This is a genomic window from Mucilaginibacter sp. 22184 (genome assembly GCF_052045695.1).
Taxonomy (GTDB): domain Bacteria; phylum Bacteroidota; class Bacteroidia; order Sphingobacteriales; family Sphingobacteriaceae; genus Mucilaginibacter.
Genome location: NZ_JBQEPI010000001.1, coordinates 116,145 through 142,136 on the forward strand (window position 1 = coordinate 116,145; position 25,992 = coordinate 142,136).

26 protein-coding genes and 3 tRNA genes are annotated in these 25,992 nt (G+C 43.7%); 14 read left to right on the forward strand and 15 right to left on the reverse strand.

The window, feature by feature from the left end; genetic code table 11:
• Positions 1 to 235: 235 nt before the first annotated feature.
• From ACTJKG_RS00470 to ACTJKG_RS00480, 3 genes are all read left to right on the forward strand, one after another.
• On the forward strand, positions 236 to 1,321 hold the full coding sequence (locus ACTJKG_RS00470) for a Gfo/Idh/MocA family protein (protein WP_172337671.1): 1,086 nt from the start codon (positions 236 to 238) through the stop codon (positions 1,319 to 1,321).
• 6 nt (positions 1,322 to 1,327) lie between these two features.
• Positions 1,328 to 2,059: a 6-phosphogluconolactonase gene (locus tag ACTJKG_RS00475; protein ID WP_440738045.1), complete on the forward strand. Its 732-nt coding sequence runs from the start codon at positions 1,328 to 1,330 to the stop codon at positions 2,057 to 2,059.
• 85 nt (positions 2,060 to 2,144) lie between these two features.
• A complete protein-coding gene (locus tag ACTJKG_RS00480) occupies positions 2,145 to 3,869 on the forward strand; it encodes a GMC oxidoreductase (RefSeq protein WP_440738046.1) in 1,725 nt (574 codons plus the stop codon).
• A gap of 116 nt (positions 3,870 to 3,985) precedes the next feature.
• Here ACTJKG_RS00480 and ACTJKG_RS00485 read toward each other — a convergent pair whose 3' ends face one another.
• The 11 genes from ACTJKG_RS00485 to ACTJKG_RS00535 form a co-directional block, all read right to left on the reverse strand.
• Complete coding sequence (locus ACTJKG_RS00485; RefSeq protein WP_440738047.1) at positions 3,986 to 5,194, reverse strand: TCR/Tet family MFS transporter; 1,209 nt, start codon at positions 5,192 to 5,194, stop codon at positions 3,986 to 3,988.
• Between the two features lie 354 nt (positions 5,195 to 5,548).
• Entirely contained in the window at positions 5,549 to 6,013 is a 465-nt protein-coding gene (locus ACTJKG_RS00490; protein ID WP_172337675.1) for a phosphatidylglycerophosphatase A family protein, read from the reverse strand.
• Positions 6,014 to 6,130: 117 nt separating this feature from the next.
• Entirely contained in the window at positions 6,131 to 6,952 is an 822-nt protein-coding gene (locus tag ACTJKG_RS00495; protein ID WP_172337676.1) for a TerC family protein, read from the reverse strand.
• A 37-nt stretch (positions 6,953 to 6,989) separates the two neighbouring features.
• A complete protein-coding gene (locus ACTJKG_RS00500) occupies positions 6,990 to 7,952 on the reverse strand; it encodes a hypothetical protein (RefSeq protein ID WP_440738048.1) in 963 nt (320 codons plus the stop codon).
• A gap of 209 nt (positions 7,953 to 8,161) precedes the next feature.
• Positions 8,162 to 9,310: a toxic anion resistance protein gene (locus ACTJKG_RS00505; RefSeq protein ID WP_172337678.1), complete on the reverse strand. Its 1,149-nt coding sequence runs from the start codon at positions 9,308 to 9,310 to the stop codon at positions 8,162 to 8,164.
• Positions 9,311 to 9,433: 123 nt separating this feature from the next.
• On the reverse strand, positions 9,434 to 10,048 hold the full coding sequence (locus tag ACTJKG_RS00510) for a TerD family protein (RefSeq protein ID WP_172337679.1): 615 nt from the start codon (positions 10,046 to 10,048) through the stop codon (positions 9,434 to 9,436).
• A gap of 6 nt (positions 10,049 to 10,054) precedes the next feature.
• On the reverse strand, positions 10,055 to 10,609 hold the full coding sequence (locus ACTJKG_RS00515; protein WP_172337680.1) for a TerD family protein: 555 nt from the start codon (positions 10,607 to 10,609) through the stop codon (positions 10,055 to 10,057).
• Positions 10,599 to 11,444 carry a phosphoribosyltransferase family protein gene (locus tag ACTJKG_RS00520; protein WP_440738049.1) on the reverse strand — a complete coding sequence of 282 codons (846 nt, stop codon included), beginning with the start codon at positions 11,442 to 11,444 and terminating at the stop codon, positions 10,599 to 10,601. The genes ACTJKG_RS00515 and ACTJKG_RS00520 overlap by 11 nt, the downstream gene beginning before the upstream one ends.
• 105 nt (positions 11,445 to 11,549) lie before the next feature.
• Positions 11,550 to 12,257, reverse strand: a complete 708-nt coding sequence (locus ACTJKG_RS00525) for an HAD family hydrolase (RefSeq protein ID WP_440738050.1) — start codon at positions 12,255 to 12,257, stop codon at positions 11,550 to 11,552.
• Between the two features lie 196 nt (positions 12,258 to 12,453).
• Positions 12,454 to 13,122 (reverse strand): TerD family protein, encoded by a 669-nt coding sequence (locus ACTJKG_RS00530; protein WP_440738051.1) that lies wholly within the window; start codon positions 13,120 to 13,122, stop codon positions 12,454 to 12,456.
• A gap of 107 nt (positions 13,123 to 13,229) precedes the next feature.
• Positions 13,230 to 13,805: a TerD family protein gene (locus tag ACTJKG_RS00535; protein WP_440738052.1), complete on the reverse strand. Its 576-nt coding sequence runs from the start codon at positions 13,803 to 13,805 to the stop codon at positions 13,230 to 13,232.
• A 483-nt stretch (positions 13,806 to 14,288) separates the two neighbouring features.
• Here ACTJKG_RS00535 and ACTJKG_RS00540 point away from each other — a divergent pair, with 483 nt between their 5' ends.
• Together ACTJKG_RS00540 and ACTJKG_RS00545 are read left to right on the forward strand one after the other, a co-directional pair.
• On the forward strand, positions 14,289 to 14,999 hold the full coding sequence (locus tag ACTJKG_RS00540) for an RNA ligase family protein (RefSeq protein ID WP_440738053.1): 711 nt from the start codon (positions 14,289 to 14,291) through the stop codon (positions 14,997 to 14,999).
• Positions 14,983 to 16,086: an AAA family ATPase gene (locus ACTJKG_RS00545; RefSeq protein WP_440738054.1), complete on the forward strand. Its 1,104-nt coding sequence runs from the start codon at positions 14,983 to 14,985 to the stop codon at positions 16,084 to 16,086. The genes ACTJKG_RS00540 and ACTJKG_RS00545 overlap by 17 nt, the downstream gene beginning before the upstream one ends.
• Before the next feature lie 90 nt (positions 16,087 to 16,176).
• On the opposite strand, the gene ACTJKG_RS00550 is transcribed toward ACTJKG_RS00545, so the two are convergent.
• Positions 16,177 to 16,626 carry a DinB family protein gene (locus ACTJKG_RS00550; protein WP_440738055.1) on the reverse strand — a complete coding sequence of 150 codons (450 nt, stop codon included), beginning with the start codon at positions 16,624 to 16,626 and terminating at the stop codon, positions 16,177 to 16,179.
• A gap of 87 nt (positions 16,627 to 16,713) precedes the next feature.
• Here ACTJKG_RS00550 and ACTJKG_RS00555 point away from each other — a divergent pair, with 87 nt between their 5' ends.
• From ACTJKG_RS00555 to ACTJKG_RS00565, 3 genes are all read left to right on the forward strand, one after another.
• Positions 16,714 to 17,568, forward strand: a complete 855-nt coding sequence (locus ACTJKG_RS00555; RefSeq protein WP_440738056.1) for a helix-turn-helix domain-containing protein — start codon at positions 16,714 to 16,716, stop codon at positions 17,566 to 17,568.
• Between the two features lie 76 nt (positions 17,569 to 17,644).
• The gene (locus tag ACTJKG_RS00560) at positions 17,645 to 18,337 is read left to right on the forward strand and encodes a hypothetical protein (RefSeq protein ID WP_172337687.1); all 693 of its coding nucleotides are present in this window, start codon (positions 17,645 to 17,647) and stop codon (positions 18,335 to 18,337) included.
• A gap of 76 nt (positions 18,338 to 18,413) precedes the next feature.
• Complete coding sequence (locus tag ACTJKG_RS00565) at positions 18,414 to 19,973, forward strand: DHA2 family efflux MFS transporter permease subunit (protein ID WP_172337688.1); 1,560 nt, start codon at positions 18,414 to 18,416, stop codon at positions 19,971 to 19,973.
• Between the two features lie 171 nt (positions 19,974 to 20,144).
• Here ACTJKG_RS00565 and ACTJKG_RS00570 read toward each other — a convergent pair whose 3' ends face one another.
• On the reverse strand, positions 20,145 to 21,038 hold the full coding sequence (locus ACTJKG_RS00570; protein ID WP_440738057.1) for a dienelactone hydrolase family protein: 894 nt from the start codon (positions 21,036 to 21,038) through the stop codon (positions 20,145 to 20,147).
• A 181-nt stretch (positions 21,039 to 21,219) separates the two neighbouring features.
• Here ACTJKG_RS00570 and ACTJKG_RS00575 point away from each other — a divergent pair, with 181 nt between their 5' ends.
• Positions 21,220 to 21,570 (forward strand): hypothetical protein, encoded by a 351-nt coding sequence (locus ACTJKG_RS00575; protein WP_440738058.1) that lies wholly within the window; start codon positions 21,220 to 21,222, stop codon positions 21,568 to 21,570.
• A gap of 107 nt (positions 21,571 to 21,677) precedes the next feature.
• Here the strand turns inward: ACTJKG_RS00575 and ACTJKG_RS00580 are convergent, their stop codons facing one another.
• Positions 21,678 to 21,860: a hypothetical protein gene (locus ACTJKG_RS00580; protein WP_172337691.1), complete on the reverse strand. Its 183-nt coding sequence runs from the start codon at positions 21,858 to 21,860 to the stop codon at positions 21,678 to 21,680.
• Positions 21,861 to 22,054: 194 nt separating this feature from the next.
• Between ACTJKG_RS00580 and ACTJKG_RS00585 the strand changes: the two genes are divergently transcribed.
• From ACTJKG_RS00585 to ACTJKG_RS00600, 4 genes are all read left to right on the forward strand, one after another.
• On the forward strand, positions 22,055 to 22,558 hold the full coding sequence (locus ACTJKG_RS00585) for a hypothetical protein (RefSeq protein WP_440738059.1): 504 nt from the start codon (positions 22,055 to 22,057) through the stop codon (positions 22,556 to 22,558).
• A 192-nt stretch (positions 22,559 to 22,750) separates the two neighbouring features.
• Positions 22,751 to 22,824 (forward strand) — tRNA-Pro (locus ACTJKG_RS00590).
• 11 nt (positions 22,825 to 22,835) lie between these two features.
• Positions 22,836 to 22,908 (forward strand) — tRNA-Ile (locus ACTJKG_RS00595).
• Positions 22,909 to 23,156: 248 nt separating this feature from the next.
• A tRNA-Cys gene (locus tag ACTJKG_RS00600) sits at positions 23,157 to 23,230 on the forward strand.
• A gap of 134 nt (positions 23,231 to 23,364) precedes the next feature.
• Here the strand turns inward: ACTJKG_RS00600 and ACTJKG_RS00605 are convergent.
• Positions 23,365 to 24,972: a glycoside hydrolase family 71/99-like protein gene (locus ACTJKG_RS00605; protein WP_172337693.1), complete on the reverse strand. Its 1,608-nt coding sequence runs from the start codon at positions 24,970 to 24,972 to the stop codon at positions 23,365 to 23,367.
• A 467-nt stretch (positions 24,973 to 25,439) separates the two neighbouring features.
• Here ACTJKG_RS00605 and ACTJKG_RS00610 point away from each other — a divergent pair, with 467 nt between their 5' ends.
• Positions 25,440 to 25,943, forward strand: a complete 504-nt coding sequence (locus ACTJKG_RS00610) for a DinB family protein (protein ID WP_440738060.1) — start codon at positions 25,440 to 25,442, stop codon at positions 25,941 to 25,943.
• Positions 25,944 to 25,992 lie beyond the last annotated feature (49 nt).

A 25,992-nucleotide genomic window follows, 5' to 3' on the forward strand; every position in this document is an offset into this window, starting at 1 on the left:
CCGAAATAAGTAGCTATATACACTACAAATCACGTAAATGATGTTTGTTGCCGATGCTAAATCCTTTTTTAAAACTTTCATTTGTTTTTTTGATTTAGTATATAATTCAGTAATCTTGAATAAATAATTCTGGTTACCAATTGTAACGCCGCCCCTTTTTATCCCGGCGCTTAAACATCATTTATTGTAAAAAAGATGGGCATTGCCCCATCCTTTATTGAACCTTGATATACCTATGAACAGAACCAAAGTAGCCATACTCGGAGCCGGTTTTATTACCGATATCCACATGGAATCATACCATCGCTTTATACCCGAAGCCGAGGTAGTTGCCGTATACGCACGTAACCTGGACAAAGCCAAAGCTTTTGCCGAAAAATATGACATCGCACAATGGTTTGATGATATCGACAAACTCATTGCCGAATCGGGCTGTGAGGTGGTAGATATCTGCCTGCCTAATTACCAGCATGCAATAGCTACCATCAAAGCGGCAAAAGCCGGTAAACATATTATTATTGAAAAGCCACTGGCAGTAACGCTGGAAGAGGCTGACGAAATGATAGCCGTTTGTAAAGCCAACAACGTAAAACTGATGTATGCCGAAGAGCTTTGCTTCGCGCCAAAATATGAACGTGCCCGGCAATTGGTAAAAGATGGTGCCGTAGGCGAAGTATTTATGCTGAAACAGGGCGAAAAACATTCGGGCCCGCACAGCGATTGGTTTTATGATATAAACCTGGCCGGGGGAGGCGTTATTATGGATATGGGCTGCCATGCACTGGGTTGGTTTCGGTGGATGCTTAACCACGCCCAAGTGAGCAATGTGTACGCCACCATGAGCACCGTATTTCATAAGGGCCGCACCAAAGGCGAGGACAACTCCGTAATTATTGTGGAATTTGAGAATGGGGTAACTGCCGTAGCCGAAAATAGCTGGGCTAAACATGGCGGCATGGACGATCGTTGCGAGATATATGGTACCGGGGGCGTAATTTATGCCGACCTGTTCATGGGCAATGCAGCCGTTACTTATAGCCGCGAAGGTTATGGCTATGCGATGGAAAAGGCCGATACCTCCAAAGGCTGGAGTTTCACCATTTTTGAGGAAGCCTTTAATCAGGGCTACCCGCATGAACTGAAACATTTTATTGATTGTGTACGTCATGACAAAACACCACTGGTAACCGGCGAAGATGGTCGTGCTGTACTGGAGATCATTTACGCGGCCTATGCTTCGGCGGGACAAGGGAAAAAGATCAACCTGCCCTTCTCGGCCAAAGTAGCTAAACCAATCGACCTTTGGTTAAACCATCAATAAGCGGGCATGACGATTCAACAGTATAAAGATTACGATTCATTATCATCGGCAGCGGCTTATTTGATATGGCGACAGATGAAAAAGAAACCCGATTCACTGATCTGCTTTCCTTCTGGCGATTCGCCAACGGGGATGTTCAAATTCCTGGTACAATATGCTAAAGAGGGAGAAATAGATTTTAGTCATGCGCATTTTGTGGGTTTGGATGAATGGGTGGGTATGGATAAAAATGATGAAGGCAGCTGCAGCCATTACCTGCATGAACATTTCTTTTCTAAACTAAAGATAGCGCCAACGCAGGTTCGCTTTTTCAATGCCAAGGCTGCTGATCTTGATGAAGAATGTAGACAAATGAATAAACACATCAAGGATCTTGGAGGGTTGGATATGATGATCGTGGGTATCGGAATGAATGGGCACGTAGGCCTGAATGAACCCGGTACAGATTTTAACACTTATGCGCATCACTCTGCCTTAGCTCCCGTAACCATCGATGTAGCTAAAAAATATTTTGAACAACAGCCGCAGTTAACTGAAGGAATCACCCTGGGTTTGCGCCATCTGGCCGAAGCACGAACCCCGGTGCTGATTGCCAGCGGCGCAAAAAAGGCGGGCATTATAGCACAGGCTTTAACTGGCTCCATAACTACCGATGTGCCGGCTTCGATCTTTCAAAAGCTGCCAAACGCACAGATCTTTTTGGATCATGGCGCAACAGAAAAGCTCAATAAGCAGTAAAATAAAAGAATAACCACACATTCATATCGATGAAATCTATATAAATAAAATAGCAAATAGTTTTTACATATAACCCTCAATCACCATGCCCGATTCAACAGAAAGACCAATCGCTAACACAGATCATTTAACGTATGATGCCATTGTTATAGGCTCGGGCATTAGTGGTGGCTGGGCCGCCAAAGAATTATGCGAGTTCGGCTTAAAAACCCTGGTGCTGGAACGCGGTCGCAACGTGGAGCATAATAAGGATTATCCCACAGCCACAATGGATCCCTGGCAGTTTAAACATCGCGGACAAATGACACGGGGGTTTTTGGAGGAGAATCCGCTGATCAGCAAAGCGGCCGGTTTTGGTGAAGACGACGCTCATTTTTTCATAAAAGATAAAGATCATCCCTATATACAGGAAAAGCCATTCGACTGGATACGGGGCTACCAGATTGGCGGTAAATCACTTACCTGGGGCCGTGCCTGCCAGCGCTGGAGTAAATACGAGTTTACCAATCCCGAGCGTTTTGGTTATGGCATAGCCTGGCCCATTGGCTATGACGATGTAGCGCCATGGTATTCGCATGTAGAAAAATTCATAGGCGTATGCGGCAATAAGGACGGTATTGAAGCCATGCCCGATGGCGAATTCCTACCGCCTTTTGATATGAATTGTGTGCAGGAAGTGATCAGCAAAAAGATCAGCGAACATTATCCCGACCGTCATCTGGTACATGCTCGCTGGGCCCATCTAACCAAACCCAACCAGCTTCATTTAGACCAGGGGCGCGGTAAATGCCAGGCACGCAACCTGTGTATGCGCGGCTGTCCATTTGGTGGCTATTTCAGTTCAGTAAGCTCAACATTGCCTTGGGCCAAACGCACGGGCAATCTCACCATCAGACCATTTTCAGTGGTGCACTCTGTTATTTATGACGAAAAATTGGGCAGGGCAAGCGGCGTTAAAGTGATAGATACCAACACCAAAGAGGTGATAGAATATAAAGCAAAGATCATTTTCATGAATGCATCAGCGCTAAATACCAACCTCATCCTGCTGAATTCAACCTCGGCCCGCTTCCCAAATGGCCTGGGTAACGATAATGGGCTATTGGGTAAATATGTGGCCTTCCAAAACTATCGCGCATCTGTAACTGCAGGCATGGATGGCTTTCTGGACCGGTATTATTTTGGCCGAAACCCTACAGAGTTAATCCTGGCCAATTACCGTAACCTGCACCAACAGGAAACAGATTATAAAGGCGGTTTTACTACGTTTATGGGGGCTTATCGCAGCCCTATGCCATACGGACAGGTTCATCCATCCATTGGTGGCGATTTTAAAGATGCCTTAACAGAACCCGGACCATGGCAGGTGTACATGTACTTGCAAGGCGAAACCATCCCCAAAGAAAGTAACCATGTACGTCTCAGTAAAGATCAAAAAGATCAATGGGGCATCCCACTCTTGATCACTTCTGTGGAATACGATGATAATGATGAACGCATGATACAGGATTTTTTAACCCAGAGCACCGAAATGCTGGAGAAAGCGGGTTGCACCAACATCCAGAAGCATGAAAACAAACAAGCGCCCGGACTGGATATTCACGAAATGGGTGGTGTACGTATGGGCAAGGATCCCAAAACATCGCTGCTGAATCAATGGAACCAATTACACCTGTGTAAAAATGTATTTGTTACCGATGGTGCCTGCATGACCAGCACCGGCAATCAAAGTCCATCGATATTATATATGGCTTTAACGGCTCGTGCGGTCAACTACGCAGTAGAAGAGATCAGAAAGGGAGACTTATAAATAAGGCTATTGCCAAAAAGAAAAAGGCCGCATCCAGGTGGAGCGACCTTTTAAATTACAAATTAAACGGAAGAGCTTATCTCTTCTTTGTTTTCTACCCTTGGATCATCCTCAGGCTAATACTTTTGATCGGCCTTTATAAACAGCAACAAGCTGATCAAAACCGTCGCTGCGGCAAGCAAAAAAGGCATTCCCGGAAAATAGTTCCCCTGCCCCTGGTGACTGAACGTCGCGAAAATATTGGCAAAAGCCAGCGGTGCTATGATGGTCACCAAACCCTTCAGGCAGCTGAAACTGCCCTGCAGTTCGCCCTGCTCGTTGGCAGGAGCGCTGTTTGACAGGATACCCTGCAATGCCGTCTCGCCGATAGTGCCTATCGCAAAGATCACCAAGGCAGCAAACAGCCCCCATTGCCAGGGCGTTAAAGCAAAACTCAGGTAGGCCAAAAAAGTAAAGAACAAGCCTACGTAGGCTGTGCCTTTTTCTTTTAAAGCTTTCAACGAAAAGCCTACCAGCCAACCCTGTACCACAATAAAAAGCCCACCCATGCAAGCCAATGAAAGGCCGGTAAGGCCGCTGCGCCAATGGAACTTTTCGGTGGTAAAAAATGTCCAGATGGTTTCCATGCTGTGGCTCGCGAACGATAAAAACAGCAAAGAAGCGATCAATACCGCCGCGCCTTTAAAATTGCGCAGGTACTTGATGGCGCCAAGTGGATTGGCCTTTTTCCAGTCGAACGGTCTGCGGTTCTCCAAAGCCAGTGATTCGGGCAGGACGAAGTAACCCAATATCAGGTTTAGCGAGCTTAAAGCTGCTGCCGCTGTAAATGGCGCGTGCAAGCCAAACTGCGCCAGCAAACCGCCAATGGCAGGTCCCAGGATAAACCCAATACCCATGGCGGCGTTAAGCCAGCCAAAGTTTTTGGTACGTTCTTCGCCCGAGCTGATATCGGCCATGTAAGTAGAGCCAACCACATAGCTGGCGCCCGTTATACCGGAGATGGTACGACCAATGAAAAACCAAAAGAAACTGGGTGCAAAGGCCAGGAAAATATAATCCAGGCTAAAACCCAGTAAGGAACACAACAATACCGGTCTGCGGCCATAGGCATCGCTCAGGTTGCCTAATACAGGCGCAAATACAAATTGCATCAGGGCGTAAACAAAGGTGAGCCAGCCGCCATACCGGGCAGCCGTACCCATATCCGCATGACTCATATTGGCCAGCAGTTTGGGTAAAACAGGGAGAATGATGCCTACTCCGGCGGTATCAATTAAAACGGTTATAACAATAAAGATCACTATGGATCGATGATTTGATTTCATACAAAAAATTGAGCATAGCACAACACCCGTGGTGCATGCACGCGATTAATAATAAAAATGATTAAACAGAGAAATCTGCCCGGACCGGTACGATCGGGGAGCTGATTTGAACAGACGGGTTAGCGCCTGGTGCCGGAAGTAAGAAATTACCTCATAGGAGTATTGTTAAACCGCTACAAAAATATAAAAACAAAACACGTTATCAATACTTTATAAAATTCTGATTATAAAAAAACCGTATCCATTTTAAGATACGGCCTCTTGATTACTTATGTTAAAAAGCAGACTTACGAAGTTTAAAAACTTCGTAAGTCTTTATGTGTTCCCGAAATAAATCCGGGATTAGGTCTATTTTTATCGCACAAATAAAACCCAGACCAGATAGCCGGCCCATACCAGTATATTGGCGTAAACGCCGGCCAATACATCGTCCATCATAACGCCGGTACCGCTGGGCAGGGCTTCCATTTTGCGGATGCCCAGGGGTTTTACAATATCAAAAAAGCGAAACAGGATAAGTCCGCCGATAAGGGTATAAATATTCATGGGTACAAATACCACGGCTATCAGCATACCGGCAACCTCATCAATCACCACGCGCGAACTGTCTTCGCCCCAATCAGGTTCAACCTTGTTGCTTACGTATACGCCCAGCAGGGTTATCACAATGGTAATGGCAACCAAATACCAGGGGTTTTGCAACACCGGACTTTGCCATAACAGCCAGATAAATCCGCAGGTTACTATAGCCGCATAGGTACCACCACCTTTTAAAAATCCGATGCCAAATATGGAAGCTATTATTTTATTTAAATTCATCTTTATTAGTTCATTGGTTCACTGGCTCATTAGTTCATTGGTTTTAACAGCATAAACCTGCATTGTTGCCGATTTACTACAAATGAACCAATGAGCTAATGAATCAATAAACAATCATTATTGCTTATCCAGCACATCCTCTGCTGCTTCGGCTACTTCCGGCTCGATGGTGTGCCTTTTGGGAAAGTTAAATAACAGCGACGTTAATACCGGGATAATAAATATGCCTACGGTAAATACTGAAGTGAAAATGTCAGCCTTTTCGCTCTCCATAAATTTAGAGAAGGATGATGTTTCGTTAAAATGCACATACAATGATGCCGATAATTTAATCCCCAGCACACCGATCACTATAAAAGCAACAGTCTCCAGAAAAGTAAATTTCTCCATCAGCTTTACAAAAGCCTGCGCTACAAAACGCATAGCCAGGATGCCGATGAATACACCAATGTATATCAGCACCACGTGATCTGTAAAGGCCACAGCAGCAAACACGTTATCGATAGAAAAGGCAAGGTCCATCAGCTCAACGAGAGCAACAGTAGCCCAAAACACGCCAAATACACCCACCGTTGAGCGGTACAGCCAGTTTTTGCTTTTATCCACCTCTTCTTCTCCGCCATCACTATTGGCCGCTTGTATTTTTCCCTTAAAGTAGTTAAAGCTCAGGTACAGCAGGTATAAGCCGCCAATAGGCTTTAACCACCATATTTTCACCAGCCAGGCTGCTAAAAACAAACATACCCCGCGCAATACATAGGCACCAATGATACCATAACGAAGCGCTTTTTTGCGTTGACTGGGCGGCAAATCCAAAACCATGGTAGCCAGTACCGCGGCATTATCAACAGAGAGCAAACTCTCGATAACAATCAGGTTTAAAATGATGAGCAAGCCGGCTTTAATATCGGGGCCCAGGATGGTGTGCAAAAAGTCCATATAAACAGGGTAAGGAATAAATTTCGGGTTAAATAAACTAAATTAAATCGGTATTCAACATGCTTTTTAAAATATTGGCCTGTACATCAATATTACTAATGTTTTCCATAAAGCTCATGTCTGATATCTTTTTATAATTATCAGCCAGCAGATTTTTGATCTCTGTGGGCATGGCTGCTTTCATGGCGGCGGCATTGCCTTCCAGCTTGTCGTTCTTATCCCGCAACTCATGTACCAGTTTTTCCTTTTTTGATAGGTTATTGGTCATATCAATACCAGCGATCTTAGCGATATCCAGAAACAGGAACAAACTATCTGTTAACAAGTAAATGAAATAACGGTCGTCGTCAACAAACTTATAAACTTCTGCTACCTGTGTGCCGGCCTTCAATCCACAGTAAAACTCGGTTTTAAATTCATATTTACACAAAACGCCCATCAGTTTACGCTGAATGGTAGCATACTCATCGGTGTAAACGTCCTTATCGTTATAGGCAGTTATCTCCTGCAAAAGTTCTGGAGCGACGGGATAAAAAAAGTCGGGCGCGAACCGCGAGCTGAACGCGTTGATATTTTTTGACAGTGGATTATCGGTCGAATTATCTGATAGTACCTGGAACAGTTTCCGCAGTGACAGATTGACCTTTAATGCCTGGCGTTGTTTTTCGAGGTTGAAGTTTGCCTGCGTATAGTAGGGATCATTTAGCCTGTCGATCATTTCCTTATTGATCTGGATCTCGTCAAAAAGCAGGCTTACGTTGGTTTCGTTATTCTTTTTGATCTTGCGGAGCAGATCGATGAGGCTTTGAGTAAACTGCAGGTGAAACAGATCAAGCTTGTTGATATCCAGCTCAGGGTTGGTTTCAAAAAGCTTGTGGATTACCTGGCTGCGCAGGTATATTTTATAAATGATATCATCACCAAAAAAAACAGAAAGCAATTGCAGCTTACTGAGCATCCGGTTTGATTGATTTAAAATATTTAACCTGCTTTCATCCATCAATTTGGCGACCTCAAATTTTGATTAAATGCAAATTTACTAAAATATGAGTGATTCCATTATAAAGCGTCTGTGAGGGCACAGACGATCTGGTAATAAGAAATACGTCATTGCGAGCGCAGCGTGGCAATCCCCTACTTACAGAGCGGATCTGCTTATTGGGGATTGCCACGCTGCGCTCGCAATGACGCGTGTTTTGTATTTTGGGATTATGCGTTGGTCACCGTTTTTTTCAGTTCCACTTCCAGGTTTTGCAGTTCGGTGTTGAGGGTTTTGCGGTTGGCGGTACCTTCTTCGTGAATGCGTTTAACCTCGGTAAGGGTTTCAATAAGCGACGCGGTTGTTTTCTTCAAAGTATCCAGCGATACTACCGTTTTCTCATTTTCCTTAGCTACGTCAATACTGTTTTGTTTCAGCAGCTCGGCGTTCTTTTGCAAAATAGTGTTGGTGGTGTCCGAGATCTTTTTCTGCATCTCCACGTTTTCCTTCTGGCGGTTCAGGGCTACAGCAATAGTCAGCTGGTTTTTCCAAACCGGGATAGTGGTTGATACGATGGACTGTGCTTTTTCGGCAATGGTGGTATTGTTGCTTTGCACCACGCGTATTTGCGCCAGCGATTGCAGCATGATGAAACGTACCACTTTCAAATCGGCCAGGCGTTTGTCTAAACGGTTCACAAAGTCGCGCATATCGGCAATTTCATAATCGTTATAGGCCGATGGATTGGCATCCATTTGCGCCAGCTGCTCGCTCAGTTCGTTGTACTTTAACTGGCCCGATATAATGAGCTCTTCCATCTGGTGGATGTAACCCACGTTGCTGTCAAACATGGTTTGCAGCGAGCTGTTATCCTTTAATGAATTAACGCGACCAGCCTTGATCTTGTTGGTGATCTTGTCAATATTATTAATTACTGTATCGTACTTCTGGAAAAGCTTTTTGGCATCAACCACTAGCTTTTTCATAAAAGGGATGTGCGATATAAAAGAGGTGAACGCGTTCTGGTTCAGCTCATCCACATCAATATAGTTCAGTTCGGTAAGCAGTTCGTTGATGAGGCCGCCAACTTCGCCAGAGTTATAGGTACGTACAGAGGTGAGGAAAGTATTGCTATACTTTTCCATCGAATTTTGCACCTCTGTACCATAATTGAGAATGGAGTTTACATCCTTGGGGTCAAGGGCTTTAGCTACTTCGCCATATTTTTGAACTTCGGCCGAAGTAATGTTAGTTAAATCAACATTACCTTCCTTATCCAGCAATTTTGCCGGTGTATTGGTACTTGTAGCCGGGGCTGGATTAATATCTAAATTAACCGGGGTTATATTTAGTTCGTTATTTCCTGGTGTGCCTTCCATGATTTTATTGAGTTTTAATGTTTTTTAGTTCATGGTTCATAGATCATGGTTCATGGCAAAATTTGCACAAACTACCAATTACTATGATCTATGAACCATGATCCATGAACTATCATTCATGAACTATAAATAATTCTGTGCCATGGTTTTCACCGACTCTTCCAGTTTCCTGTCGCGGGTTGGTTCGCCAATGGCGTTAAATTTCCATTCGCCGTTCTTTTTGTAAAATACGCCCATCGCCATAGATACGTGACCGGCAAAATCTTTGCTATGCGCAATATCATAGGTAGCAAATACTTCGTTTACCCGGGTTGGTGTACCTTCATAAATGCGGATGGACGCAAAAGGAATAGTACCAAAATCCTGCCCGCGGAAGCTGTTGAGGATAAAACCCACATAGCTTACCGAAGCGCTCAGGGCCGAAAGATCAACGGTGATCACTTCGTTGTCCAGACCATCATTTCCCGATAAATCGCCTGTCAAATCGTCACCACTGTGTTTTACCGCGCCATCTTTTGATTTAAGGTGACCAAAGTAAACCACATCTATCAGTTGTTTGTTATCATCATATAAAGCGCAGCTGGCGTCAAGGTCAACCGCTTCTTTGGTAGTGCCAAAACCAAAAAGGCCTTTCTTTTCAATAGCGCCCCAGTTAATGCCTACACAAATCGTTTGCAATTTGCTGCCGTTACTTTTTTCCAGACTTATCCGTTGTCCTTTTTGAAGATTGATAGCCATATGATATTATTGGTATTTTGTTAAATAATCCTTTAAACCGCCTTTCATGCCAACGCCTACAGCTTCAAATTTCCAGTTGTTATCTTTTTTGTAGATCCGGCCAAATTCAACAGCTGTTTCTATCGAAAAATCTTCTTCCAGCTCATATTTTAAAATATCGGCGCCTGTACCCGGGTCAAATATCCGGATGAAAGAATTGCGCACCTGGCCAAAATTCTGTTTACGGGCTTCAGCCTCGTGAATAGTTACCACGATGCATATTTCGGATACTTTAGCATCAATCTTTGACAGATCTACTTTGATCTGTTCATCGTCGCCATCACCGGCTCCAGTCAGGTTATCACCGGTATGCTCAACCGAACCATCAGGTGATTTCAAGTTGTTATAAAAAACAAAATATTCGTCGGCTATAATTTTTTTGTTATCGCCCAATATAAAAACAGAAGCGTCCAAATCAAACGCGCTCCCGGTTGAAGAACTGTTGGTATCCCATCCCAGGCCAATGGTAAATTTGGGGGCATTAATGCTTTCCCGCTGACCTTTTTGCAAGTTAATTGCCATGTTGAATTAAGTTATGATTGTTTAAAAATAGGTTTTCTTTTATAAAGTTCAGGTTAAGTTCATATGCTTCGATGGTATGGTAGCCGTTGCCCAACGCCATATCATAAAGCAAGTTTATAAAATCAAATGTTTGATCCTGAATAAAAATACAAAAACTCTCAAAATCGTAGTTTAAAATATACTTTACGATACGGGTATTGATGCAAAAGTTATTGCTCTTGATGATGCTATCCAGATCAAAGATATTTTTTACCTGGTGATAGTTTAAATAATTCTCGATATTGGGGTGGATGTTTTTATTGATCAGTTCGGCAAAGTACAGCATGAATATATTGTTGCGTAGGCCATACTCGCCCGCCATTTTCATGATCATGCGCTCATGACTTCCGGTTATCTTGATATCATCCAGAAATATCAGCGTTTTGTCCTGTAAAAAATCCTTATCAATATGGAACGAATCATTACCAATCAGGTTCATCCTTTGCTCTGCATCCAGCTCACCATAATCTTCCTTGTAAGTTATGGTGCGGTGCACCTTGGTTTCCTGCACTACCGGGTAACCATGCAGGGCCAGCCAACGGTTAAGTCGGGCCACAAACCAGTTTTTCATGGCGAAGGTAGCCGTCGGGATAAACGAATACGGGCTTGATATCACCACAATTTGCTGTTTGATGGGGTTTTCGGTGAGGTAATCTCTGATAAAGCCATCGGCCAGGTGTGTGCCAAAATGCTTTGCTACAGCATCATCCCCAAACTTAAAACGACTGTAGTCATCCGGATTAAACCCAAATGCCTGCGCATTGCTGATATGATGTAATGAATAGGTAGTGTTCATTCGCCAATTATTGAATTAATGATTTAGTGAATTAGTGATTTCTTTATTCTGTAAGTCAAAAAATCCTTACTCCAAAAATCTTTGTTCTTTGTTCCAAAAATCCTTTTATCTATAATAAGTTAATAATGAAGAAATGGATGTGTTGTTTGAATTGACAAGCAAACTTTTTATGCCTGCCGCCGCGGCACCTTCAATATCGGCCTTGGGGTTATCGCCGATGTGAATGATGCCAGCTAAAGTTATATTTTTTTTTGTATTGATCTGTTTAATATTTTCAAGCATCAAATTAAAAAACTCCAGGTTTGGTTTCGACATGCTCACCTCGTCTGAGTACAGCTGAAAACCAAAGTATTTATCTATCTTTAATTTGGCCAGTACCTTTTTTAATGTTGCTCCTTTTATAAAACCGGTGTTGCTTAGCAAGCTAAACGTAGCACCACTTTTTTGTTTTAGATTATCTAATATCTCAATTGTTACAGGCTCGTAAACCGTAGGCAGGTAGTTAAATACCAGAGCTCCCATATCGGCATAAAGCTTTTGGGTATCGATATCATTCAAATTCAACTGGTTATCATTGATCAGGCTGATCGCCATCAGGAACATTTCTTCGGCATCGATATTTTTGCCAGTACGCTCGTTAATGGCATTACACATCAAGTCGACAGTGCGAAATGCCTTGGCCACTTCATCAATACTTTTACCCGATGGGTTAAAATCACGGTGAAATATCTTAGTACGCTCAGTTTTATAATCAGGATTGGAACGGATCAGTGTTAGCCAAAGATCAAAAGAATAGTGCTGGTAATAAGGCATGGTTCTGGGAAAGAGAGTCAAGAGGAGAGAATCAAGAGATTGGAGTCAGGAATCAAGACAAAAAACCTTTGTCATCCCGAGCGGCAGCGAAGGATCTATTGGTCGGCGATGCCTGACGAATAGATCCTTCATTACATTCAGCATGACAAGGGAGGTCCTAATTCTTGGCTCTTGATTCTAACATCTTGCCTCTTTTTTAATATTGTTTAAGTAATTCTAAAAAATTATCGGTGGTATGCGGCTCGCCGATGGCGCGGAATTTCCAGGTGCCGTCTTTGCGGTAAACTTCGGCAAAGGTCATGGAGCACATGCCGTTGTACGTGGAATCACCGGAGAGGCTGAACTTGGCTATCTCCTTGCCATGATTATCTACCGCGCGGATAAAAGCATTATCCACCATACCAAAGTGCTGGTTATTTTTGCGTCCCTGGTATATGGCTACGATGAAAAGGATACGATCGAATTTTGGGTCGAGGGAATCCAATTTAACGATGATCTGCTCATCGTCGCCATCGCCCGCACCGGTGCGGTTATCGCCGGTAAGCCAGATATTACCCGACGGGTGACGCATAGAATTGAAATAGATCACATCACCTTCGTACAGGCTCACAGTATTACCATTTGGCTTTTGAAACGAACGGCCTCTATCGACTACTCTGCCGTTTTTATCCAGCAGAAAAGCGATAGCATCCAGATCATATTCAGCCTCTTCGCCGCCGCCAAAAAGTTTGCCCAAAAAGCCGCCACCACCACTTTGTTTTACATCCCAGCCCAAGCCAATAGTAACCGACGACAGATCAAAACTCTCGCCTTTATCATTTTTACGCAGGTCAATTGTTTGACCTTTTACTAAATTAATTGCCATAGTTGTATAATTTAATAGCCTCACCCTGCCCTCTCCCAAGGAGAGGGTTTTAAAAAAACCTTTTATTAAAGTCCTCTCCTTGGGAGAGGATTTAGGTGAGGCTCCTTTTACTTAATGATCTGCCCTTTAAAATATTTACTTAAAAAGAAGGCCAGGTCTTCCTTATAGCCCACGCCCGATGCCTCAAATTTCCAGGCGCCGGCGCGACGGTATAACCTGCCGAACTCAACAGCCGTTTCGATCGAAAAATCTTCGCCCAGTTCATATTTACAAACCTCGCTGCCGGTTAGTTCGTCAATGATACGGATGTAGGAGTCGCGCACCTGGCCAAAGTTTTGACGGCGGGGTTGCGCCTCGTGTATGGTTACTACAAATAATATCTCCTGTATTTTGGGATCTACTTTGGTCAGGTCCACATTGATGGATTCGTCATCGCCGCCATCGCTGTTGCCGCCAGACGGATCATCGCCGGTGTGGTGAACGGCCGTGTCGGGCGAGTCGACATTATTATAAAAAACAAAAAATTCATCCTGCGGAACAAAGCGGTTCTCGTCTATCATAATTGCCGATACGTCCAGATCAAAATCGTACCCTGTGCCTTCGTTTGGGTTCCAGCCCAAACCAACTGTCATTTTTGATAAACCGAGATCTATTTTTTGTCCCTTTTGTAAGTTAATAGCCATGTTAAAAGTATTTTATTAAAAACTTCAGCATCCCTATAATATTGCAGGCGCCAAGTTTGTTTTGTTCGTGAATTGATATTTTAAATATTAGTCTAAGATATATCCTTTTTTAATCGGTGCAGCCTAAACAACATAACAATTATGTTAGGTTACATCCAAAGATTGTGACTAAGGAAAATGCGGAATGTTACAGATAAAGTACAGGTTGTACGTAATACGTTGTAGGTTGTACATTCGCTTGTTTTTTGACATACAATGTATAACCTGAAACGCCCCATACGCTCAAATGATTGCTATTGAGCATAGCCAAACGCTGTAATTTTCAAAACTCCTGGAGTGTAATAATTTCTTATCTTTGCCTCCATAATAAAAAACGCTTTAAATCTTGAGCCATGTAATGTCATTTGCATATTTATGTTAAATGACCTTCCCAATCCCGGGAGGGAGTAAAATCCTATTTTCTTTTACTTAATTTTTTATAACATGGCTATTTCACAAAAATATGGCCGTACGTATCATTACCCGTTTTCGCCCGGAACTACCAGCGATGACAGGATACAACACGACTACTGGGATCATCTTAAAAATATCCCGCTTTTAATACATACCGAAAAACTCGACGGCGAAAACAATTGCCTTTCGCGGCATGGCGTTTTTGCGCGCTCACACGCGGCACCAACCATATCACCATGGACCGAAAGCATACGCAGATTTTGGCAGTTGATCAAAAATGACCTGGGTTCGCTGGAAATATTTGTAGAGAACCTATATGCGGTTCATTCTATTGAATACCACAACCTGGAGCATCATTTTTACGTGTTTGCCATACGCGAGCATGATCAATGGCTAAGCTGGGACGAGACCCGGTTTTATGCAGCAATGCTTGGCCTGCCTGTGGTGCCCGAAATTTCGGTATTTACACCACCGGCCGATAGAGAATTGTTTGAGCAACAAGTTATGGACATTACCTGGCAACCCGGCGCGCTGCAACCGCATGATGCGGCAACCGGCAGCCCGGTAACCATGGAGGGTATTGTTACCCGCAACGCTGCGGCTTACCCGGTAACGGCTTTTGCACAAAATATATTTAAATATGTAAGAAAAGGGCACGTAAAAACTGATGAGCATTGGACACGCCACTGGAAACGGGCCAAATTGAATAACGAAGGAGGTACCTATGTGGACCATCAATGAAAATAAAAACTGTAACTACCTGGAGCAGCAATTTGACTGGGTGAAACGCATGAGTGAAGTTCCGCAGGATAAACGCTATCACGCCGAAGGCAATGTGGCCATACATACACAAATGGTATTAACCGCCCTGGAACAGCAGGCATCATATCAGGCGCTTGCAGCACAGGATCAGGAAATATTATGGGCATCGGCATTATTGCACGATGTGGAAAAGTACAGTACTACCGTATTGGAACCGGATGGCAGTATTACATCGCACGGACATGCCCGCAAAGGCGCACTTACCTCCCGACAACTCCTGTACACTACCATTGCTACACCTTTTGCTATACGCGAACAGATCAGCGGACTGGTACGGCATCATGGTTTGCCTTTGTGGATATTTGAAAAACCCGATCCGCTAAAAGCACTGGTCAAAGCCAGCATGGAAGTAAATACCCAATGGCTTGCGCTGCTTGCCCGGGCAGATATGATCGGTCGCATTTGTGACGACCAGGCCGAAATGTTGTATCGCATAGATTGTTTTGAGGCTTTTTGCCAGGAAAACAATTGCTGGGGCTCAAGTCGTCCGTTTGCGACAACCGAAGCGATGTGGTATTACATGCAAAATGATGATGCATATGTAGATTATGTCCCTTTTGAAGAACCTGCTTTTGAGGTTATTTTATTAAGCGGATTGCCCGGTGCGGGTAAGGATACTTTTATTAAAAAGACCTATCCTGATATGCCTGTGATATCTTTAGATAAACTCAGGAACGAACAGGGCGTTTTACCTACTGATCAGGCTGGTAACGGCAGGGTTGTGCAGGCAGCAAAAGAACTGGCCCGGGTGTATCTGCGCAAGCAGCAAAGTTTTGTGTGGAACGCGACCAATACCACTGCCCAGATGCGGATGCAACTGATTGAGCTTTTTAACACATACAAGGCCCGGACCCATATTGTTTATATTGAGGTACCGTATGCACAGCTTCATCAACAAAATCAAGACCGGGATGCCATAGTACCGCATGCGGCCATGGAAAAACTGATCTACAAATTGGAAGTACCCAAGCTTTGGGAAGCTCATCGGGTTACCTATGTAATATAAAAGTAAACCCTGCACTTTTAATAAAGTGCAGGGTTTGATCTGTGTACTATACATAGAAACTTTCCGCTATATGAATAAATAAGTTTTTTCCTATTCCAACACCCGCCTAATATAATTCACCTGTCCCAGATGATAATTCAAATGGGCTAGCAGCTGTATCAATACATAACTCACAGACGTATGCGGCTTGTCGAAAAATATGGGGAACTCCTTCTCCATTTGTTCTGGAGTGAGGTTATTTATGGTTCGATTGATCAGCAAAATCAACTCCTCCAGCCCGCTGGTAAGCTCTTCTCTTTTTACACCTTTGCGGGTAAACTCTTCATCACGGTTTCGGATATAACCACTTTTTGCAAGCGTTGCGCCAATAAGGTGGTTGAGGCCGCCAATGAGGTGCAATACCAGGTTTCCGGCGGGGTTTTTAACCGTGCCCTGGATGCGCCAAAGATCATCTTCACTTTTAAATAAGTTCACTTCCTCTATTAATTTACGAAGATCTCGCCCATAAAAACCGGCCAGTACATCGTTCAGCATAAGCATGTTATTTACTTGTAAAATTAAGTCACCTAAATTTACAAAAACTGATGCTATCCATGCATCAATATTCAAAATGATTACTTTTGAACAATGAGCAACATCCCCATTCATTTATTAAAGGACCGTACCGACTTTGGCCTGCACCTAAAATATTTTAAAAAGGGCGACCCTGTAGAGGTGGATCCGCGGGTGCTTGAGGCGCACCGGGATGATCATTATATTTTTTTTGTGATAGAACAAGGTTCCGGATCTTTGATGATCGATTTTAACGAGGTTCATTTATCCGGCGGTATGTTGTATTACATCCTGCCAACCCAGGTGCATCAACGCATCCGTAACGAACATACAGATGGCTGGTTTATTGGGGTTGATACCTCCTTAATTCCTCCTCAGTGCCGTAATGTATTTGAGGAGCAGCTATTCCTTCAGCAACCTTACACGTTCAATGATACACAGCTCCGGCAATGCAAAAGCCTGCTGACATTGCTCTACGAAAAATATAATGAGGATGATACCGATCCCTTTTATGCGACAACTATCCATGCCTTGCTAAAATCTTTTTTAACCATCGCAGCAGGTTGTTATAACGCATACACCGGTACAAATTTAAAAGTATCGCGCCCTGCTCAGCTTACCAGTCAGTTCAAAAACCTGCTGGTAACCGAATTACGATCAAATAAAAGTCCGGCGGATTATGCCTCCATGCTCAACGTTTCTGAAGCCTACCTGAGCGAAGCGCTGAAGAAGGTTACGGGATTCCCGGTAAGTTACTGGATACAGCAGGAGGTAACTATGGAAGCCAAGCGCCTGTTATACTATAGCCAGCTTACCGTTAAAGAGATCGCCCACACTTTGGGCTTTACAGATCACTCTTATTTCTCCCGTTTATTTCGCAAAGTAACGGGCACTTCGGCAATCGCATTTCGGGAGCAATACCGAAAATAGTCCTATCATTACGCCAAAGCCGCCATTTACTTACACATAAAAAGCCAGTTTCTTTGTACCATCAAAAATATATTACATGGAAACATCTATTTTACAACAAATAAAAAACAAAGCGGTAAAATTCATCGGACCGCAACTGCTCCTGGCCGGGCGGGTGCTGGAAGTGCGTGTTTGGGACTCCGCTACCATCATAGAGATCGACCTGCATTTACCCCTTGTTGATATGCGCCAATGGGTCGAAGTACCCTATATTAAATTCAAAGTGGGCGAGTCATGCTACCGCGATTATACCCCATTTGGCTGGGATGCGGATACCGCCACTTGCTCATTGCTCGTCGATATCGCGCATGATGGCTGCGGAAGCCGCTGGGCAAGGCAGCTTTGTGCCGGCGACACGATTCAATACATCAAGATAGGCACTACACACCAGGCACCGCATCCTACCAACCTGGTAGTAGGCCTGGGCGATGCCAGTAGTCTGGGGCACCTATTAGCCTTACAACAGCTCACTTTGCCTGGAATCCGTTTTGACGGTGCCGTATTACTGGACAGTCCACACACCGGGCAATTAGTTAAGGATTATTTTCATTCACCGCTAAACACGCTAACCAACCAATATGCACTGGCTACCTGGCTAATGGAGCAGGGCTACTGCACACCGCACACCTCATTTTACCTCACCGGAAATCGTGGACTGGTGGTTGAACTACGCAGCTTGTTAAGAAACCTGGGCCATTCCAACATCCAGGCAAAAGGATTTTGGTCGTGATCTGTCCAATTAGGGCAATACCATTCGAATTATCTTAAGAACCCCTATTTATTAAAATCATATACACATATCCTTTATGGAAACCGGATTCAGAAAATGGATCATCGTTATCACCATTATCACTTCAACCATTATTGAGCTGATTGATACTACCATTGTTAACGTATCCATCAATACCATGAGTGGTAACCTGGGCGCTTCTCTTGAAGATACTGCCTGGGTGATCACTTCCTACGCTATTGCCAACGTGATCATCATTCCCATGACCAGCTTTTTAGCCGAAAAGATTGGCCGGAAACAATATTACATCGGCTCTATTTTATTATTTACGCTGGCATCGGCCATGTGCGGGTTCTCTACTAATTTATGGGAACTGGTGGCCTTTCGTTTTCTGCAGGGTATCGGTGGTGGCGCATTATTATCCACCTCACAGTCCATCCTTTTTGAAACATTTCCTCCAAAAGAACGGGCAACCGCCAGCGGCATATTCAGTCTGGGTATTATTATCGGCCCCTCCATCGGTCCGGTAATGGGCGGTTATATCGTGGATAATTTAACGTGGCAATGGATCTTCTATGTCAATATTCCTATCGGGATCGCGGCAGCGCTTTTATCCTACATCTACCTTAAACCTACCCAAAGATCAAATGATGGCCGGAGCATCGACTGGCTCGGTATTTTTCTGCTCACCGTCGGCGTGGGCTCGTTGCAGGTGGTTTTAGAGCGCGGCCAAACCGACGACTGGTTCGCAGCAACTTACATCCTGGTGCTCTGCATTATTTCGGCACTATCAATAGCCACCCTGATCTGGTGGGAGTTAAAAACGCCATTCCCGGTTATTAACCTGCGGGTGCTAAAAAGTACCACCTTATCCATTTCGGCTATTATGACCTTTGTTTTGGGCTTTGGCTTATTTAGCAACGTGTTTGTTTTCCCTTTGTTTTCACAGCGCATTATCGGTTACTCGGCATTCCAAACCGGTACCATGCTGCTGCCGGGTACTTTGATGGCGGCTATGATCTCTCCCTTTTTAGGTAAGATGCTGCAAAGCGGACTACGGCCACAATACCTCATCATTTTAGGGTTTGGCCTTTCGGCGGCATTTGGGTATATCATGTCGGGATCAAACCTGGCCACCGGGGGAGCATACTTTTTTATCCCTTTAATCTTCCGGGGACTTAGTGCGGCCTTGCTGATCGTTCCATTAACAGCCCTGGCTGTTTCGGAATTGAAACCGGCAGAGATACCACAAGGCGCGGCGCTAAATAATATGATGCGGCAAATGGGTGGTTCATTCGGCATTGCTTTAATTAACACCTACATAGCACACCGGGAGGCAGCCAACCGCACTGCCCTGATCACGCATGTTACCGCCTCAGATCCGCAAACTATGATGCGGCAGCAATCGCTTATCCAAAACTTCATGGCGCACGGTTCTAACTACCTGCGTGCTCTGCAGCAATCCATCAACGCGCTGGAGAACATTGTGGTTAGGCAAACTTTTTTATTGAGTTATATGGATGCGTTTTTACTACTGGCTATTTTAAATGCCTGCTGTATCCCTTTGGTTATCATAACTATTAAAAGACGGAAAGAAGCAAAAGCGGTGAAGGTGACTGTACCGGATGCGCATTGAGGGGGAGGGTAAGCTGGTTCGACAATATAACCAAAAGATGTCATTTCGAACGAGGTACGAGGAGAAATCTTCTGCGACTTAAAGCTGAAGCTTTGCACCAAGCAGAAGATTTCTCTTTCGCGCAACGCTCTCACCCACCCTGGCTCTATCGAAATGACATTGGAGAGGGCATTACCCGTTTTTCAAATACTCACTAAAAAAATCAATGGTTCTTTTCCAGGCCAGGTCTGCAGCGGCTTTATCGTAGCGGGGCGTGGTATTGTTATGAAAACCATGGTTGGCATTTTCATAAATATAGGCTTGGTATTTTTTGCCATTTTCTTTTAAGGCGGCTTCGTATGGTGGCCAGCCTTCGGTAATGCGTGTATCCAGTGCCGCGTAATGTAATAGCAATGGTGCTTTTATCTTAGGAACATCGGCAATGGTGGGCTGGGCCCCGTAAAAAGGAACGGCAGCTGCCAGTTCCGGAACGCGCACGGCCATCATATTGGCAATTCCGCCGCCAAAGCAAAAGCCTACAACACCCACTTTGCCATTGCAATCTTTGTGATCTTTCAGGTAATGGAACGCGTCTATAAAATCCTCTTCCATTTCGGCTTTGTCTCGCTTGCTTTGCATCGCACGACCATCATCATCGTTACCTGGATAGCCTCCAAGAGGAGTCAGGGCATCGGGAGCCAGGGTAATAAACCCGGCAAGGGCCGCTCTTCGGGCCACATCTTCAATGTAGGGGTTCAGTCCGCGATTTTCATGAACCACTACTATACCTCCAAGTCTACTTTTGGCATCTGCCGGTTTTGATAAAAGGGCTTTAATTGTTCCGCCACCTTTTGGCGATGTATAGTTGATATATCCCGATTCCAAACGCAGATCATCGGCCTTAACCTCTGCAGTAGTCTGATAATTTGGCATCAGGAAACTCATCAGCGCAGGTACGGTTAAACCGCCCACTGCATACAGAGAAAGTTTTTCAACAAATGCACGGCGATTAAGGCGATTGTGCGCATAGTCGTCATAAAGGTCAAATACTTCCTGCTTGATATCTTCTTTATTAATCTGGCTCATAGGTTTTGAATTTGAAGGCTGTATTCAAATTTAGTTATTCAAGGTAATTGTTTTTGATGGAAGTAGTAACAGTATCGTTACTTAAAAACAAAAGATAAAAACGCGGAAGAAGGTGAATGAATAAATCAAGGCTTTGTTGGTACGGCTTAATAAATTAAATTTTTTTTGAGATATTTAAAAAATGGATGATATCACCATAGAAAAAGCCGACTATATTATAGCCCATTATATGGAGTTGATGAATTGGGAAGAGCGTAAAGCTTTAAGGCATCATGTATCAACCATTAAATTGGAAGGAGCAACAGATGTAAGGCTAACCCGCATGTATTTAAAAACAGGCTGGCTAAGTGATGACCCGCTGATATTAAACTATCTGGGCGAGGGATATATAAAGTTTACGCTGAACTGCGCGGAGCGTATTCTGAAAGATAACCCCGCCGAAGTGTTTTTTAATTTATGCCCTGTATGTAAAAAATTGGCCCGCACGCCGCTGGCTAAGCAATGCAGATGGTGCGGCCACGATTGGCATTAGCGCCACCCGACAGTCAAATGCATAAAATCTCTTATACCAGGAGGCTGAAGAAACAAATCAGGTACCTGACCGTGCCTGTATAAGCATAAATTAAAAAGGGGTGGCCTTTAGAAACAGGCCGGCCCGTGGCTGCTGCCAAATGGATACTTGTTAGCTCTGCCATGGGTGTAATGATCACATACTTTATGATCGCGGTACATTTTGGGTGTAGTGGCTTGGTTGGTGTGCAATTCTGAATGAATAGCTTCAGTCTTATCAGGCTGAGGAACTATCGTAGCTTTTTTCTTCATGACGAATCCTCCTGAAATTAAGGTTTTAGAACAATTGGTTGTATAAATTTAAGTATAAAACCTGCTCATTGCAAGTGTTTTATGAAGAAAATATTATTTATTTATAAAAAATATCCCCTGCACCTTTGCGTTTGCCAGGTAAAAGCTGATCATTACTTTCAAATAATTAACTTTATGGCCAGTACATCCTTATCATGAGATTATTACCCTACGAAAATTTCTATATCGTAACCCAACTAAAGCCCGCAGAGGTACAGGAACGCTTAGCAACCGAAATTGAACCTGTCACACCATTTACCTTTAGAAAATTATTCGTTCGTAAATCTGCTTATTTCTTTAAAGGGTACGTGGAAGATAACCGTTTCAAAATCATACGAATAATTTTTCATCGTAATTCGTTCCTGCCGTTTATTAAAGGTTCTACCGAAAGTTATTTGACCGGCAACCGGGTACATATCATCATGTATATGCACATACTGGTTACTTTGTTTATGTGTATCTGGTTTGGTATGACAGGTTTTGGCGCCATAATATATTTAACAGGGGCTACTCCAAATAAGTTTTCCCCGCCACCACTCATCGCCTTATCGATGTTTCTATTTGGCTATGGTATGATGATAGGTGCATTTAAGTACGAAAGCATCAAAGCAAAAGATAAACTCCTGGAGTTATTCGAGGGCGAAATAGATTACAAATAAAATAATTTCAGAAATTTCTTGATTTTATAAATTAATTGCGTATCATTGTATCATGAAAACAACAACAATACAATGCTGCATACCGCAACCGATTTATCGGATGGGATAGCTATGTATTGAAAAAAATATAATCAAACACGCGAATCCTCTTAGATAAATCTAAGGGGATTTTTTGCTTTAGGGAGAAATTTCAGGGTAGTATATCAATTGGCTAGATTACCTGCTTTGGGAGCAGGAGGCTCCCGGTTCGAATCCGGGTTACCCTAGTGATTACAAAGGAAATATAGCTCAATGGTTAGAGCGTCACCCTTATACGGTGTTGGTTAAAGGTTCAAGTCCTTTTATTTCCACAAGGATTTATTTTCCTATGGTGCAACGGCAGCACATCAGATTCTGGATCTGAAAGTCGTGGTTCGAACTGGCTCTTGAGCAGGTAGTGCCTGGGCTGAGTGAGCGAAAAATCCACGTAGGAAAACAGGAATATTTAAAAGCAACAGCGGTTGTTTTACCCTGATTTGTTTTGCTTAACCGGTGCACGGCCGGGTAGGGTGAAGTGCGCAATAAATTACAGAAATTTCTGTAATTTATTATATAAAATGGCCGGTTGCCCGAGTGGTTCAAGGGAGTCCTCTGCAAAAGGAATGTCCGCAAGTTCGAATCTTGTACCGGCCTCATTTATTTTCCATTGAATAGGTTAATCAGCATGCTGCACACCCTGCTTATGGTATAAACTTAAAAACTTACGAAGTTTTAAAAACTTCGTAAGTTTCACATCTCTTTAAAATTGTTGCCCTTGGCTCGGGGAATTAGTTAATCGTCCACTGGCTGCTTTCGGCAGTAGCTCCAATAGCGGTACACTGGGCAAACCCGCTCTGGTTTTCAAGATTCAGATAGGTATTCTGCCACTCATTACGGAGGCGCTTGTAGCCATTGTAATCTTCCAACACCCAATAGCTGCTATAAAAACTATCCGGAACAGCGGTACTTTCGGCATAACTGTACAGATGTTCAATGTTGAGGTAATGACCGGTACCTACATTTTTGATACGGGTATGTCCGTTAACCTGCTCCAACGTCCATTTACCATTGGCTACAGTGCTTGATGAGCTGTATTTAGCCTGCCCGTTATCCTCGTACAGGTAAGTATTCAGCCACCGGTTTTTGATACTTACACCCGTAGTAACAGGAGGCGTAGTACCACCGCCACCAATGGTGTTCATCAGGTTTTCGGCATCAACGGGCTGCACATTGGCAAAATAGGTAAACACCTGATTAAGCTGGTTTTGCACGCTGGAATTACCTTTGTATTGTTTGCGGTACTGGTATAAACGGTAGATCTGCTCCAACTCATGCTGATGGTAAGGTACACCCAATTTTTGCTGCATGGTGGTTAAAAAGCCATACCCAAATTCAACAGTGGGCTCGATCATGGTACCTTCGCCATAGTCATTCCAGGTGGCAAACTGGATGATGCCTACACTTGATGCCAGGGCTTTATCCAACATGGTACTAAAAGTTGAAGTACCGTTGTAGGCGATTTGCCAGGTTGGCCCACTGGCACCACCAGCTTGGTAAAAGGAGTTGAAGCCCGGGTATACCACGCCTACAGAGATCGGAAAGCTAGATGCCTGTGCGTAATAGTTATTCACCACAGTTGGATGATCCTGGTATATCCACGGGAATTCGCCACCAGCATTGTTGGCACCAACCTGGCTGGTAAAGCCGTACAACGGAATAACTTTGGGTTTCGGATTCAGTCCGGCCAGTATCTGATCCCACTCTGATGAGGAGTGAAATGTTATTGGCCCAAAGTTGAGCACTACCGGTACATTGTTTACCCTAAGGTAATTACTCTGACCAAAGTAGTTGCTTTGCATATAGGTAAAATCGCCATGGGCACCGCTGGTTTGGCCGGCATCCCAGTTACGATCTTCCTCCACAATGGAGAACTGCAAACCTACCGCATTCAGCTTGGCTATCAGCGCATTGGAATTATTGAGATTGTCTGGATAGTCATATTGAACACGGGTACCGGGCCAGTCGATGGTAACGCCATCAACACCTGAGTATTTCATGAGTAATAACTGATACTCAATAATATCGGGATCACTGGAGGCATAGGGCCCGGTCTGCGGGTAGTAATAAGCGGCAATTTGCCGGCGACCGTTGGTAATGATGTCGGGATTTTGGGTGTTCATTTTCCAGTGATAACCCCAGGCGCCTTTTGACTCCGGTGTTTCAAACCAGGGCATCCAGTGCATAAAGATCTTTTTGGAGGTTGATTTGCCTATCGGAACAGCGGCAAGCGTTTTGTTCTTGACAGCATTAGCTTGATCGGAATTGTTTTCCGGCGAGTTTTTCTTACAGCCAAAGCATAGCATAGCCATAAGCATACAAACAGTGAGCTTTCTCATAAGGTAATTGGTTTTTAATTGGTTACAGCATCCGGACTTTCGGATGGCCCGGCATTTAATACAAAGGAGGGAAGTTTATGGCGTAATATGCAGCAAAAGCCAGGCTGCGGAGAGAGAATATAAATCAATAATCAATTTACTTCATACATAACAATCTAAATATCAACAAAATAAATAAAAAGCAAAGACTTATAAAGCGATGAAAAATATAAACTATTAGAATTATAAATAGTGGAAAAATAAGGCTTATTATGGATTAGGATCGTGTTTAGATCCTAATCCTGAAGAGAGACTCGAACCCTCAGGAGGTTTTACAAACTACAGTCTGTATGGCAAACAGGCCCGATAAAGTTTGTCGCATATTGCCTATTCTTTGTCGTGCTTACATCCCTGCCAATTAAATAAAGGATTGTAATTTTATATATTGATTTACCGTAGCGACAATAATTCACATCATCCTTATAATTATGATAACCACCATCACCACAGCATTAGAAAACACAAGGCAGGATCTGTTGCACACCATTTCAGGTTTCACCCAGGAGCAATTTAACAGTATACCTTTTAAAAATAGCTGGACCGCGGGCCAGGTAGCAGAGCATATTGTCAAATTCTCATCGGGCGGGGCAGAAATTTTGGAGGCTCCTGGTACCGATACGCAGCGCAATCCGGAAGAAAAGGTTGAACCTTTGCGTGATCTTTTCCTGAATTTCGATATTAAAATGACCGCGCCTGATTTTATACAGCCGTCAAGCACCCCTAAAGACAAAGGAGCTATTTTACGATCGCTTGAAAATGGTTTCGATCCCATGATCAGTCTGTCAAAAACTACAGATCTGACCCTGACTTATCCGGACTTTGAACTACCCCAATACGGCACTCTGACCCGTTTGGAGTGGCTGTATTTTATTTGTTTTCATACCCAAAGACATATACACCAAATGAAAAATATCCGGGAGTATTTAAACTAAACCATTGCTGGTCTGGTTTAAATATCCGGATGTTGGATTATTTAGCATA